We start from the raw sequence: 13,622 nt of genomic DNA, 5'->3' as shown, positions 1-13,622 counted from the left end.
TTGGGTTTGGTTAAGAACAATAGTAAGTTAAAACATGAATAAAATTCTCCTAAGTTTAATCCTGTTAATATCCACATCTGTTATTTTTCATTCGAAGGCTCAAGCACAAAAAGCTGATAACGGGAATTTTTTTAATACCGTCGTAAATAACCACAATCAAATTTTTGAAATGTCTTGCATTCCATCCGTTGTCGAGATGGTGCTGAAGTATTATAAAGTGGTAGATTTTGATTTTTACGACTTACAGAATGAATGGCAAAATAAAATGGATGGTTCTTTCCGCGACTTTGATAAGAAAGATTTATATGGCATCACTTTTTCTCAACAATTTGTTTTGCCTCGGGACGCGACATTTCCGATTGACAGCCTGTTTCAAACGATAGAAAATGAATTGAAAGCTGAGAAAAAAGTGATTATCTCACTGCCTTCCGACACGGGCTGGCATATGTTTGTTATCTGCGAACAAACTCCAGACGGAGAATTTGTTTCCTATAGCAAGCTTGGCACGCATACCTTAATACTTAGAAACACGAAAGAAATTGTGAGAAAGTCTAATGGTACGGAAATCATGACTTACAGCATTCACAATTAATTGTAGCAATAGGAAATAGTTCTTAATCGTTCGGACACAGAAGATTTTCAAACGGTTATTAAAAATAATTGATAGCTAATCCGGCTTTTTTGAATGTTAAATAAAAGAGCTAGTTAGCAATGATGTATTCTTTAGATCTGTTGCAAAAGTTTTCTAACAGTATCTTTATTGGGTTTAGAAATTGGTATTTTTTCTCCCGACATTAACAACAGGATACCACCGTCTTCTTTTAACCAGCTTTTTACATATTTTGGATTTACTAAATGGCTCTGGTGAGTTCTTAAAAATCCACTGGGGCGCAATAAATCAGCATATTCTTTAAGTGATTTGGAGACCAATATTTTTTCACCGCCAGACAAGAAAAAGTGAGTATAGGTATTGTCGGCTTCGCAGCGGATAATTTCCGCTATAGAAACATATCTTATTTCACTTTGCATCTGCAAAGCAATTTTGCTAATCGTTGTTTCTGGCTTTTTTAGTTGTTGAAGTAAAAAATCGAGCTGAGAGGTTTGGATTTGTGTTGCTAATTTATGTTCAGCTTTGTTTACCGCGGTCATCAATTCTTCAATGTCAATCGGTTTTAAAAGATAATCTAAGGCAGCAAATTTTACAGCTTGTATCCCATATTGATCATAAGCAGTAATAAAAATAACTTCGAAATTACGCTTTGGAAGTAGTTTTAGTACGTCAAAACCCGTTAGCTCACCCATTTGAATATCCAGAAATACCAAATCAGGCAAATGGCTTTCGATTGCGTCAACCGCATTCCTTACATTTTGTGCTGTTGCTACTATAGTAACCTGTGGACAATGCTTTTCTAGCAAAGTGCGCAGATTTTCTAAATTAGAAATTTCGTCATCTATTAAAACTGCTCTCATGATACCTATAGCCAATCGGTTAATGTTAAGCTTATTTCAGTCCCTCTAATGGTTGACTGCATTACTAAGGTAAAGCGATTTTCTTTATAAATACTATTTAATAGCTCTATTCTACTTCTGCTTAATTGGAGCCCCAAACCTTCATTTCTTTTTTGTGTATCAAATCCATTTCCATTATCGGAGACCGTTAAGACCAAATCATTTGCTTGATTAATAAATTTGATCATAATTTCTCCGTCGGTATTTTTCTGCGATATGCCATGCTTCACCGCATTTTCTACAAAAGGCTGCAATAACATACTTGGTATCTCTGTATTATCCAAATCTAAGTTTTCTGAGTAGTTTATTTGGTACTTAAAGCCGAATCGCAACTGCTCCATTTGCAGATAATCGTCTAGCAAAGTTTTTTCTTGTGACAAGCTAATTCGTTCTTTATCATCCAATACATTGCGTGTTAACCGGGCAAACTTAGAAAGATATTTGTTGGCATTGTCTATTTCGTTTTTATTCATCAAATTTTGAATGCCTGAGAGTGCATTAAACAGAAAATGAGGATTTAATTGGGAACGAATGGAGTTAAGTTGAAGCTTTACGATGTTTTTTTGTAGCTCTTTTTCTACCAATTTTTTCTTGTTTCTTTTTTTTGATGAAAAAAAGAATAAGAAGAAAGAATAGTCCAATAGAAAATAGCGCGATGAGCGTATAAAATAAAAGTTCTTTTTTGGTATAGATCTCTTCGTCTAGCGTTATAGAAAGCGTATATCTGCTTACATAATTTTCTATTTCGTTAGATGAAATATTGCAGTCTTGACAGTTATCCCAATCAATTAATGGCTGAATAATAATTTCATAATTACCTGATTTTTTAAAGATACTTCTATCGATCTTTATGTAAGGTGAAAGTTTACCTGCTTCATTAAGGTAACCGCCATATAGCCATGAATTGGATTCAAAGATTATTTTATCCGTCTTTTTGTTTTTTATAGAGATGTAGTAGACATAATCGATATCCAATGTTTCCTTTACAATGGTCAGTTCGTCGTCTTTTTCGGTGAAAGTAAGATCTATCCTTTCTTTTGGCTTTCTTATATAGTTGTAGTCAACGCCTTTTTCAGTTGCAAAACGCTTTGCTAAGACTTCGATTTTAGCTTTTGGAATAGGTAAGCCATAAAAAACAGATTTATAAATATCAATAGGGTTTTCTGTGCTATAAATCAATGTGGTAATCGTTTTGCCTTTAATAGGAAAGATGCCAAGTGTTGTAAAGCGTAAGAGCTCGTCGTCCCCTCTGTCTAAATCTTTCATTTGCGCTATGCCGATCGATTCGTTTACGACTATTGGCTTGTTGTCGACTAAAATCGTGTAGCGATAGTCCTGTATACGCTCCGTTGTTTTGAAATAAATTTGGATGCTGACATTGTTGATTTCTGGTAAATAGTTAAACGAAGTATTTGGTTGATTTGGAAATTTGAAATCATAATAGATGTTTTTTGCTGCGCTATCAACACACATTAGAAGCTTATTTCCAGCAGCGTATGTATGCGAAAAATTGATGCCTTTTTGCGCGTATGCCGTAGATAGCGAAATGATTAGGCTAAGAAATATGAAGCTGATCTTTTTCATGTCATCGAGTTTAATTTTCATCAAACTTGTCACAATAATAGCAAAACTAAAAGCAGCAAACAGTAAAGGAAGTCTTTAAAATAGTAAATGTATTGTTTTGAGCAGTATTTGAATATGAAAAGAGAGTGCGGTTTTTGGGTAAAACATTTCCGTGTTAGCCGAACAATAATGTTTATAGAAAGTGGCATTGCATATTTGCTCTTTATATTCTATTGTTCGTCACCAAAGTTGTAGAGGACGATATTATTGTTTAAATGGATAAAAAAAACACTCATCTTACTTTGAAAACGAGTGTTTATTAGGGTGCCGATAAATCGTTCTATAATCTCCATTTCATAGAAATCCCGAACCCATAACTAACACTATTTACTGTTCTTTATACGACAAAGCTCCAGACGGACAGTTGTTGATCTGATTTTTCAATTCTTCTATCGAGGCATTATCACAATTCACCCAAGGGGAAGATTTGGGCTGATAAACCTGTGGCAGGGTCTTTACGCAGACGCCTGCATGGGTGCACAGTTTTGGTTTCCAAATTACCGTGAAATCACCTTTTTTATATTCTTTTGTAACTTCCATACTTATTATTTTAATACGTCTCTGATGTCTTCAGTTTTCTTAAACATTGCAGCGGCATAAGGGCACAAAGGAATTATTTTTATGTTTTTCTCCCGAGCCATCTCCACAATTTTATACAGCAGTTCTTTGCCAACGCCTTTGCCGTTGAATTCAGGTTCAACTTCGGTATGATCGATAATGATCAATTCATCACCAGCGACAGAATAGGTCATTATTCCCGCGCGTTTGCCATCTTCTCGTGCCATTGCAAATCCTTTTCCGTCACTTTGTTTAACTGTTATTTCCATGTTTGAATTTGTTTTAGATAGTTAAGTCTAACAAATATATAACTAAATAGACGCAGCTAGCGGTTTAGATTGATTTCTTTAGCAATGGGATGACTTTTGCGCCGATCAGTTCAGTTGCTTGCAGCAATTGTTCGTGCGAGAGCCCTGCGTTGTCCATCTGGAATGCGAACCGATCGATGCCTCCTAAAGCTTCACTGTGGTTCAATAATTTTTCAGCAACTTCTTCTGGGCCTCCTACAATCAAGACGCCTTTAGGCGCAACTAATGCGTCGAATTTCGGTCTTGTAACCGGTGCCCATCCGCGGTCTTGGCCTAGCTTAGTCCACAGTTTTGCGTAGCCTGGATAATAATCTGCTATCGCTTGTTCAGCATTTTGAGCAACGTAGCCTGGCGAATGCAACCCGACTTTTAGCTGATCGGGCGAAAAGCCTGCGCGATGTCCAGCCTCACGGTACAAATCAACCAAAGGACGAAAGCGCTCCGTTTCACCGCCGATAACAGCGACCATCAAGGGCAGTCCCAAAGTACCCGCGCGCACAAAAGATTCAGGCGTGCCCCCAACCCCAAGCCAAATAGGCATTTTTTCCTGCAAAGCCCTTGGGTAAACAGGCTGATTGTTCATAGCCGGCCTAAACTTGCCCGACCAAGTGGTAAATTCGTTATCGCGTATCTGAAGAAGCAAAGCTAATTTTTCTGAGAAAAGAGCATCGTAATCCCTCAGGCTATAGCCAAAAAGCGGAAACGCTTCTGTCGACGAACCGCGGCCAACGGTGAGTTCGGCGCGTCCTTTGGAGATCAGGTCTAAGGTAGCGAAGCTTTGGTAAACCCGGACGGGATCGTCCGTGCTAAGCACTTTGACTGCGCTGCCGAGTTTGATTTTTTTGGTCCTCGCTGCGGCTGCGGCTAAGATCACATCAGGAGCTGAATCCAAAAATTCTCTTTTATGATGCTCGCCAACTCCGAAAAAATCAAGTCCAGCCTCGTCTGCTAGGATAATCCGGTTCAGAAACTGTTCCATAGCATCAACCCCATTCAGGTTGTCGCTTCCATACATTGCCGATGCAAAACTGTCTATTCCTACTTCCATTTTTTAGTGTTGATTGTCTATTCTGATAAAATAATCAGGTGAAAAAATATGGCGCCCTATCGGTCGATTTTGATGGGGTGGCTTAAAGATCGTTTAACAAAGTTCATCATTTGCGCCAGCAATTAAAGATGATATTTGACGAAAAATATAGTATACAAATGTCTACTTATTTTACTCGACATTTCATTTAGCAGTCGATCATAGCCTTATGCAATTAGTCGTGTGGAACTGATATATCCTTCAAGTAAGCGTTGCACTTCGAATTCTTCCGGCTTTTTTCAGCGTTTATATTCTTTAAAGTGCGTAATCCTTCGGTTTTCTTCACAGCGAAAAAAAGCGTAATTTTGATTGGAGGAATTAATGAAACGACTATTCGACTACCTAAACGGTTATTTGCCCAACGGAATTTCTGAAAGCGATTTTGAGACCGTAAAAAGTTATTTTACCCATAAACGCCTTCGCAAAAAGCAATATTTTTTACAGGAGGGCGATGTGTGCAAATATTACGGATTCATTCTTAGCGGCGCCATGCGTCAATATACCGTAGATGAAAAAGGTACGGAATTTATTGTGCAGTTGTTTATTGAGAACTGGTGGGTTGGCGACCGCGAAAGTTATACAACCTCATCTCCATCCGTCTATAATATCGATGCCTGGGAAGATACAGAGCTGCTGTTAATTACCAGAGCAGATGTTTTGGAACTGATTAAACGCTGTCCTGCTTTTGCTGAAATCGTTAGGATAATGGACGAACGAAATAGTATTGCCAATTTAAAACGACTGACTTCGTCGATCAGTGCAGGAGCTGAAAAACGCTATGCTGACTTTGTAGTCACTTACCCCAATTTTCTAGGCCGTTTTCCACAGCATGTTATCGCCTCCTTTCTTGGAATCACGAAAGATACACTGAGCCGCATTAAGCGCCAGCTTTTGGAGAAGGAGTGAGATAGCTTCTAACACAACACCTTTCAAATGAAGTTGTAAGATGATAATGTTGCTGTTTTTTTAAAAAGTAAATCTACTAACTAAGCATATCCGTTTTACTTCCCAAATTTCCTTGGCATATAACTCAGGGTAAGCATGTAATATTGCGTTAGAATATTTCGGTTGCCGGTCGTGAATTCGGTCACGCCATCGTAGAAATAAAAGCCTTTATTTTGACGCAGTAAATCCAGCGCTTCTAGTTTGATTTCCAGGTTATTGCCTTTTAACAATCTATAGGTCATATTGGCATTCCAGATCAGGGCATTGTTGTCTTGGAATTTGGAGAAATTAGAACGATTGTCGACACTGGAGTTTAAAGTCCAGCGTTTCGTCAATTGATAGGCGGCCGCCAAACCTGAATTCCATGCGGTGGACGAGTAATCGTTTTTATTGTCTGTAGATAGCTTGTCTTTTCTGGTGTAGTAATTTAAGTCATTCTTCCAGCCAAGCTGGAATTTATTGAGGATGGTGTAATAAGCATTTATATTTCCGCCGATCCGGCTGTTGATCATTTCCTGTCTATTTCCGTCCACAAATTGAAATTTATTTCCCCAGTTCCCATTTGCTGTCACGTTCAGAGTCAAGCTATGGTTTTTTTTAATCGGGAATGGTTTTGAATAATTAAGATTGAAAGTAAGAAGATGCATTCCGTCAGGAATTTGTACCGTAAAATTCTGCTGTTGATTCTCATTATAGACTAAGCTATCGGTCAAGCCATTTGTATAGAGACGGTATTCTGCGGTCGCATAGATAGACGAAGCATACTGCCGCTGCTGGTTATAGCTCCATCGATAATTGATAAGATGTACTCCAGTTGCTTTTAATGGATTTACAGCGCCAAAATAGCGGTATGCTGGATAAATATCGTCGTATATCGGACGTAACTGATTCAAGTTGGCATATTCTTCATTGTATTTATAACCAATGTTATGATATGTATAATACTTACCGATCTTACTGTAGTTATAGCTGAAATTTAGCGAGGGTAAAAAACTATTGAATTTTTGTTCCAGATTGCGATAATCAAGGCTAGAAACGTTCGTGTACCGAAAAATCCTCGTGCCTAACGCTGCGTTTAAATTGAAGCTATAATAATATCGCCCATTTAAATATTTGCTTTTTAAAGTTTTATAAAATTCAAGACTCGGTTCGTATTCCAGCTGATTGAATTTAGAGTCGTGGGATAGGTCATTGTTCTTCTGAAAATCATTTTCTATCAGATCGCTGACCAAATTGTAGGTCTGCAAGTTGTTAAAACTAATTCTGTTTCGCAATCCAAATAAGCGGTGCTTAACGAGTAGGTCAGAATTAAAATTTCGTGAAGACTCATCTTGATCATAGTTTCTGTTCGATAGTTTATTGAGTGTCTCGTCCAGAAGATTGACATAATCTCCCATTTTAAACGACTCAAATTGAGCATCATTAAAATTGCCATTTAACTGTAGATTGACACTCAGATTCTCTACGAAACTCAGCTGGCTTTTTCCATCGATACTATAATTTGGTTTTGCTTGCACATCAATACTTCCATTGTAAGAAAGGTTTTTTCTGTAGGTGATGTCCGAATTATCAAGCTTGTTGTAAGATTGATTGTTCAAATAATCATAGGTGGTTAGGCTGCTGTTAGAATCGTCATTTTTAGAATTATCCATCCACACATTCCCATGGTAATTTATGGTTCTTTTGTCTTGCTGATAATTGTAATTAAACTTATTAAGTGTAAAGTTTGCAGTTTGTACTCGCCATTCTTGTTCATTTTCGGAGGAATAAGACCTAAAGTTATGGTCGGTACTTTCGGGGTTAAGTAGAATGGTATTCGATTCATCTTTATTTCGATTTTTATTCCATCGAGCAGTAACATTACCCGTTGCCGTATGCTGTAGGTTTGGTTTTCCTTCACCGTTAAAATCGTATTGATAGCGACCACCGATGATCTGTTGCTCTAAAATTCCTTGCCTCAAAAAATCGGGGGTAAAATCTGCATTGATTCCAATACCCTTGAAAGTCGTGTTTTTAAGTAGCTGGTCAATATTAGCGAGGTCTTTATTGATATTACTTCCAGAATATGCGGCAGTTATCTGGGCTTTTTTTGTTGCTTTATTTACATTCAGGGATGTTTGGTGCCGATCTTCTGTGCCATATCCTGCGCCGATGTTCCCGAAGAGCATATTTTGCTTGCCTTCTTTCAGCACTACATTCATTTCCAGCTTTTTTCCTTCAGGATCCTTCTCCTTTTCTTCGTGATTTCTTTTGTCATAAATCTGAAGTTTGTCGACTGCTTTTTTATCGATATTTTGCAAAGCAATGGCCATATCCGATCCGAAGAATTGTTTTCCATTGACCAAAACATTTGGTATGGTACGCCCATTGTAGGTCACAGCGCCATCACCCCAGACGACCATTCCAGGTAACTTATTCAGCAAATCTTCAATGACGGCATTGGAATCCAATTGAAAAGCATCCGCGTTAAATTCAATGGTATCCCCGTTCATCCGAACAGGAGGAATGAGGTCAACTACGTCAATTTCATTGAGTATCTGTTTCATATTGATTTTCCCAAAATCTTTTTTTTCATTCGCACTCAGCTGAAAATCGAAACGAATGACTTCATATCCTTGGTGCGAAAGCTCCAATATCAATGGCTTTCCGGCGAAAGACTCTAGGATTTCAAATTTTCCATAACGATCGGTCATGGTTACTTTATCGACTGACTTTTTTCCCTGCTCATAGACAGAGACGGTTGTCGATTCTAAAACACGGTTGTAAACGGAATCGATTAATGTTCCAGTGATTTTGGTTTGTGCAAGCGCAACTTGAGAAAAAACGAGTAAGATGCTGGTCAGTAAAAATAATTGAATTTTCATGGACTAGTTAAGCTTGAAGCGGACAAGGATTGGATTCAAGGATTTTTCCATGTTTAGAAATTCCTTTCGCATCGTATGCGCTTCCTCTCTGGATTTATCTTTGGCGCGCTGGATTGCATTAGGGAAGATAACACTGTAAAGGTATTCTCCGTCCGTGGAAAGAGTATTGCTATCCAAAAATTCCAAAAAATCATTAGATTTATCTGGAAGGATTTTTTTTAAGCTTAAGATTTCACCAGTTTCTAGGTTGTAGGCAATCCAAGATGCTAACCCAAAACTTCCAATATGCAAAATCATATAGTTCTTGTACAGCATAGGTCGTCCAACACCGTACACTTTGTCCTGATTTTTATTTAGATAATCAAAAAGCGTACTTGAATCTTTGTACATAGCAAAATTTGAGGTGTCAATTGTATTCTTGAATGGAAAAATGAATTGATGTATTTTGCTGATTCCGTTAGGATTTAATTCAAACATTTTATACGTCGATGGAAAAACAGCAAATGCCTTTTCCTCGGAGATTTTAACTAATGATTTTCCTTGATAATACTGACTCCTAATGGTGTCTCGCGTATCGTATCGCACAAGGATGCTATCGTTCATTTTTAATCCAAATTCGGGGAAAGAATCTCTTTTCACCTGAGCGACTCCGAATAGGAAACGAGTTTGCCCTAAATCGATAGACGGGATGCTGTACTTATGTTCGAAATCTAGAAACTTCTCAATCAGATTTCCGTCTAAATCATAGGAGGCCTTCATCCGTTCTGCATAAACGACCAACTTATTTTCAATCAAATCCACAGCATAAAAAAGTCGTTTGTCCTTAGGTTTATAGCCTTCAAGTTTTGAAACGCGATTTAGAAGGACACCGTTTTCATCATAGATAAATAAGTGACCATCTTGATTATTGATAATTGCGAACCGATTTTTCGTAAATACAGAATTGGATAAGTGGTCAATCACATCGTTTTTGCTGCCTTTGAGCGTAATATATTCCAAATCGCTCAAGTTTTCAGAGACCGTTCCTCCACGCATCTGTTCAATGATAATGCGCGATTTTACTACAGGAATAGCGGGGTCGTGGATGAGCCGTTGCGCGTAACAAAACAAGCTCGTGGATAACAATGCTAGTATAAAAAAAAATTTTTTCATTCGATTAATTGAAAACGGTTGAAAAAGATGGTTAGGATAAATAATTTTAAACTATAAATATAATATATTTTATCCAAACGATAATGTGTTTTACGTTGTTAAATTTTTCATGATCTTAATGAAAACTGTCTGCATTTCGGTTTAAACTTCAAAGCTTGGAAATTTTACAGGAAACTAACGTACAGCTCACGATTAGATATTTAGCTTATTTCCCTGTTTAAAAGCTAAAAATACATATTCTGAAAAGTCAATGCATCGAAAGGGAGAATTTGAAAATACCTTGATCAGCAAAATGTTCGAAAAAGCTCCTTTGTTACTCAACGCAGATTAGCATTTTTTGAAGCATTGACTACGAAAAATATAGAGAACAACTTAACAAGTTAATTTCTTACGCTAGATGACACGGTTGCCTAGCCGAATGCGCTGTCTTTAACTTTCATTTCTATAATCGCAAGCTCACACAAAAATGCTCTCGTTAAATAGTTGTTGATCGCTATTTCCAAAAAGGAATTTTTGGGTAGCTGAAAATTAATTTTAAAAAATAAATGTTAAAATGACACTAATTAATATTTTTTGAATATATTGCATTGTGAATTCTACAAATTCGCTCAAGCTTTCTTAAGCTAATCAAGTATAAACAAGTATAATAACCATATATAATGAATGAAAATTATGTGATTGGTGTAGATTTTGGGACAGATTCTGTTCGATCTGTACACAGGTTCTGGAATTTATCGTGATGTTTGGTTGGTTCGAGCGAATGAAATTCATTTGGATCAATGGGGAGTTTATGCATATCCGGAAATTAATAAAAACACAGGAAAGCTGCATGTTCAAGTTGGTTTAAACAATGAATCAAAGGCAACTTCCGCTGTATCAATTGTAAATGAACTGATTGATCCAGATGGTAAAACGGTGGCTAAGAAAACAAATAAAACGACCGTTGAAGCTGGAAAGAAAGAAGTTCAATTGGAAATTGACGTCAAGAATCCAGCCTTATGGAGCTTAACGAACCCAAACCTATACACGCTTAAAACAACAGTCATTAAAGACGGAAATCAGATTGATCAATCTACGATCAAAACAGGTTTTAGAAAGTTCACATTTGATCCGAATCAAGGATTTGCGCTGAACGGTGAATGGATGAAAATGAAAGGCGTTTGTTTGCATCACGATGCTGGTGTTTTAGGATCCGAAGTATATCCAGAAGTTTGGCGCCGCCGCTTGCTGACATTGAAAGAACTTGGCGTCAACGCGATTCGTACTAGTCACAATCCTCAGGCGACGAGCCTGTATGATCTTTGCGATGAACTGGGACTTTTGGTGATGGATGAAGCGTTTGACGAATGGGAATTTCCTAAACGGAAATGGTTAGAAGGATGGAATGAAGGGGAGCCTGGTTTTGAAGGATCGAATGATTTTTTCGGGGAATGGGGCGAACAAGATCTTGCTGACATGGTCAAGCGTGATCGCAATCATCTTTCTATTTTTGCGTGGAGCATTGGCAATGAGGTGGATTATCCAAATGATCCATATTCACATCCGGTACTCGATGGGAAAAACGAAGGCGGATTTACACAAGCGATGTACGGCGGCTATAAAAAAGATGCGCCGGACGCAATGCGATTAGGTGATATTGCTAAACGATTGGCAGCGGTTGTGAAAAAATACGACCAAAGCCGTCCTGTTACCGCCGGTCTGGCTGGCGTTGCCATGTCAAATGAAACCGAATACCCTTCTGCTTTAGATATTGCAGGATACAATTATACAGAAAGCAAGTATGTAGAAGATCATGTAAAATATCCAAACCGTGTAATTTATGGCAGTGAAAACCGCCATGATTTCGAAGCATGGAAAGCGGTAACAGATAATGAACATATCTTTGGACAATTTCTCTGGACGGGAATCGACTACCTTGGCGAATCAAGAAGATGGCCAACTCGCGGGTTCTATTCTGGATTGTTAGATTTTGCAGGATTCATTAAGGCGCGTGGATATTTCCGTCAATCTTTATGGTCAGAAAAACCAATGGCTTATTTGGGAACTTATCCATTGAAGGAAGAAAATGCAGATCAGGATAAGTGGACGGGTTTAAAAAACAGATCCTATGCAGGTAAAGATGGCTCTCCTTGGATCGATGCCTTGTCTTTATGGAATTATGATGAGGGTCAGCTGATCCGTGTCGCATGTTATACAAATGCGAACAAAGCTCGATTGGAGTTAAATGGAGAAATTGTTGGGTCAGTACAACCCTATAGCCAAAAAGATGGCATAATCTACTGGGATATTCCGTACAAAGCTGGAAAACTGGAAGTTATTGGCCTAAATAATCAAGATCAAGAGGTTTCAAGATACAGCATTCATTCAAGCAAAAAACCGTATGCAATTCAGCTATTGAGCAAAAATATAGACGTGAAAGCGGATGCTGGCGTTGCGCAAATTGAGCTGCAGGTCGTTGATGAAGATGGTGTGCCTGTTGCGCTTGCATCGGATGAAGTGACCTGTCAACTGATTGGAAATGCACGGCTCTTAGGAATGGAAGCGGGAGATAATTCAGATATGGCGGATTATACCGATAACAAGCAACGCGTTTTTCACGGGAAAATGATTGTGTATATCCAAGCGAATGGGAAGGCTGGAGAAAAAGCATCGGTGAAATTTTCAGCACCTTGGCTGCAATCAACTGAACTGGAATTAAATTTTCTTTAGATTTTTCAGAGACTTTTCGTTTATGAATTCATCAATATGTTTCTTTATTTAGGTTTTCCTACATAAAGAAACATATTTAAACTCTATTGTTCCTGAATTGACCAGCTAGGTAAATACCTTAGGAAAGACATAATTCGCTCTTTGTAAACATCTCGGTTCAAGGTATAATAAAATGCCCCCTTTTTTGAGTTTTCTTTGTCCTTCTCATTCAGCTTGATTAATAATTTTGAAGAAAGAAGTTTTCTGTTAAAATTCCTTTTATCAATATCGATCGTGTAAACCGCTTCATACAAACTCGATATTTGAGGCAATGTGAATTTTTCTGGCAATAATTCGAAAAGAATAGGATACACCGCAGCCTTGCTTCTTAACAGTCTTTTTGCAGAGACAATCATTTCCTCATGGTCGAATATCAATTCCGGATAATTATCAATCGGAAACCATTTGGCTTTATATTCATCCGAAAGGATATGTTGGTATTGATTGGTGTCGATCAATGCAAAATAGGTAATGCTCACGACCCTTTGGTATTTTTCGCGATCCGGTTTTCCGAAGATGGAAGATTGTTCCATATAGAGATTTTCTAACCCGGTCAGCTTTTTTAATATGCGTGTTGCAGCTTCCTCAGGACTCTCCTCCGGTTGTACAAATCCACCCATTAAACTCCAGTGATTTATTTCAGGTTCAAATCCTCTTTTTATCAGCAGTATCTGTAGAGATTCCCCATTAAATCCAAAAATAATACAATCTACTGCTAGAAGTATTAGTGGTTCATTCTTGTAAAATTTCATGCAGCTTTATCGTTATTTTGATTCAAAAGTTTAGCCATTTTCGATTGTTGACGTACCACAAAATACAAATAATTAT

The 13,622-nt window shown here is 37.8% G+C and carries 12 protein-coding genes; 3 read left to right on the top strand and 9 right to left on the bottom strand.

What is annotated here, in order from left to right; translation table 11 throughout:
* Positions 1 to 34: 34 nt before the first annotated feature.
* The gene (locus tag C4F49_RS10065) at positions 35 to 592 is read left to right on the top strand and encodes a hypothetical protein (protein ID WP_196935724.1); all 558 of its coding nucleotides are present in this window, start codon (positions 35 to 37) and stop codon (positions 590 to 592) included.
* Positions 593 to 723: 131 nt separating this feature from the next.
* Here the strand turns inward: C4F49_RS10065 and C4F49_RS10060 are convergent, their stop codons facing one another.
* The 6 genes from C4F49_RS10060 to C4F49_RS10035 all read right to left on the bottom strand — a co-directional run bounded on the left by C4F49_RS10060 (position 724) and on the right by C4F49_RS10035 (position 5,046).
* The gene (locus C4F49_RS10060) at positions 724 to 1,485 is read right to left on the bottom strand and encodes a LytR/AlgR family response regulator transcription factor (protein ID WP_231388269.1); all 762 of its coding nucleotides are present in this window, start codon (positions 1,483 to 1,485) and stop codon (positions 724 to 726) included.
* The gene (locus C4F49_RS10055) at positions 1,476 to 2,093 is read right to left on the bottom strand and encodes a sensor histidine kinase (protein ID WP_196935723.1); all 618 of its coding nucleotides are present in this window, start codon (positions 2,091 to 2,093) and stop codon (positions 1,476 to 1,478) included. The genes C4F49_RS10060 and C4F49_RS10055 overlap by 10 nt, the downstream gene beginning before the upstream one ends.
* Positions 2,047 to 3,093, bottom strand: coding sequence for a hypothetical protein (locus C4F49_RS10050; protein ID WP_196935722.1), 1,047 nt, complete (start codon positions 3,091 to 3,093; stop codon positions 2,047 to 2,049). The genes C4F49_RS10055 and C4F49_RS10050 overlap by 47 nt, the downstream gene beginning before the upstream one ends.
* A 366-nt stretch (positions 3,094 to 3,459) precedes the next feature.
* A complete protein-coding gene (locus C4F49_RS10045; protein ID WP_196935721.1) occupies positions 3,460 to 3,672 on the bottom strand; it encodes a (4Fe-4S)-binding protein in 213 nt (70 codons plus the stop codon).
* A 5-nt stretch (positions 3,673 to 3,677) separates the two neighbouring features.
* A complete protein-coding gene (locus C4F49_RS10040; RefSeq protein ID WP_196935720.1) occupies positions 3,678 to 3,959 on the bottom strand; it encodes a GNAT family N-acetyltransferase in 282 nt (93 codons plus the stop codon).
* A gap of 64 nt (positions 3,960 to 4,023) precedes the next feature.
* Positions 4,024 to 5,046: an LLM class flavin-dependent oxidoreductase gene (locus C4F49_RS10035; protein WP_196935719.1), complete on the bottom strand. Its 1,023-nt coding sequence runs from the start codon at positions 5,044 to 5,046 to the stop codon at positions 4,024 to 4,026.
* A gap of 360 nt (positions 5,047 to 5,406) precedes the next feature.
* Between C4F49_RS10035 and C4F49_RS10030 the strand changes: the two genes are divergently transcribed.
* Entirely contained in the window at positions 5,407 to 5,991 is a 585-nt protein-coding gene (locus C4F49_RS10030; protein WP_196935718.1) for a Crp/Fnr family transcriptional regulator, read from the top strand.
* 95 nt (positions 5,992 to 6,086) lie between these two features.
* Here the strand turns inward: C4F49_RS10030 and C4F49_RS10025 are convergent, their stop codons facing one another.
* Positions 6,087 to 8,894 carry a TonB-dependent receptor gene (locus tag C4F49_RS10025; protein ID WP_196935717.1) on the bottom strand — a complete coding sequence of 936 codons (2,808 nt, stop codon included), beginning with the start codon at positions 8,892 to 8,894 and terminating at the stop codon, positions 6,087 to 6,089.
* A 3-nt stretch (positions 8,895 to 8,897) separates the two neighbouring features.
* Positions 8,898 to 10,046 carry a 6-bladed beta-propeller gene (locus C4F49_RS10020; protein ID WP_196935716.1) on the bottom strand — a complete coding sequence of 383 codons (1,149 nt, stop codon included), beginning with the start codon at positions 10,044 to 10,046 and terminating at the stop codon, positions 8,898 to 8,900.
* A 690-nt stretch (positions 10,047 to 10,736) separates the two neighbouring features.
* Here C4F49_RS10020 and C4F49_RS10015 point away from each other — a divergent pair.
* On the top strand, positions 10,737 to 12,755 hold the full coding sequence (locus C4F49_RS10015) for a glycoside hydrolase family 2 TIM barrel-domain containing protein (protein ID WP_196935715.1): 2,019 nt from the start codon (positions 10,737 to 10,739) through the stop codon (positions 12,753 to 12,755).
* 83 nt (positions 12,756 to 12,838) lie between these two features.
* On the opposite strand, the gene C4F49_RS10010 is transcribed toward C4F49_RS10015, so the two are convergent.
* The gene (locus C4F49_RS10010; RefSeq protein ID WP_196935714.1) at positions 12,839 to 13,546 is read right to left on the bottom strand and encodes an NUDIX hydrolase; all 708 of its coding nucleotides are present in this window, start codon (positions 13,544 to 13,546) and stop codon (positions 12,839 to 12,841) included.
* Between the last annotated feature and the right edge of the window lie 76 nt (positions 13,547 to 13,622).

It is taken from the genome of Sphingobacterium hungaricum (genome assembly GCF_015210005.1).
In the GTDB taxonomy this organism is placed as follows: domain Bacteria; phylum Bacteroidota; class Bacteroidia; order Sphingobacteriales; family Sphingobacteriaceae; genus Sphingobacterium; species Sphingobacterium hungaricum.
The sequence above is the reverse complement of the archived record's forward strand: the minus strand, read 5'-3'. Positions and strand labels throughout refer to the sequence as shown.

Excerpts from the sequence above, each read along its gene's own strand:
- C4F49_RS10065 (WP_196935724.1), top strand. The coding sequence starts at position 35 with ATGAATAAAATTCTCCTAAGTTTAATCCTGTTAATATCCACATCTGTT.
- C4F49_RS10050 (WP_196935722.1), bottom strand. The coding sequence starts at position 3,093 with ATGAAAAAGATCAGCTTCATATTTCTTAGCCTAATCATTTCGCTATCT.
- C4F49_RS10045 (WP_196935721.1), bottom strand. The coding sequence starts at position 3,672 with ATGGAAGTTACAAAAGAATATAAAAAAGGTGATTTCACGGTAATTTGG.
- C4F49_RS10040 (WP_196935720.1), bottom strand. The coding sequence starts at position 3,959 with ATGGAAATAACAGTTAAACAAAGTGACGGAAAAGGATTTGCAATGGCA.
- C4F49_RS10035 (WP_196935719.1), bottom strand. The coding sequence starts at position 5,046 with ATGGAAGTAGGAATAGACAGTTTTGCATCGGCAATGTATGGAAGCGAC.
- C4F49_RS10030 (WP_196935718.1), top strand. The coding sequence starts at position 5,407 with ATGAAACGACTATTCGACTACCTAAACGGTTATTTGCCCAACGGAATT.
- C4F49_RS10025 (WP_196935717.1), bottom strand. The coding sequence starts at position 8,894 with ATGAAAATTCAATTATTTTTACTGACCAGCATCTTACTCGTTTTTTCT.
- C4F49_RS10020 (WP_196935716.1), bottom strand. The coding sequence starts at position 10,046 with ATGAAAAAATTTTTTTTTATACTAGCATTGTTATCCACGAGCTTGTTT.
- C4F49_RS10010 (WP_196935714.1), bottom strand. The coding sequence starts at position 13,546 with ATGAAATTTTACAAGAATGAACCACTAATACTTCTAGCAGTAGATTGT.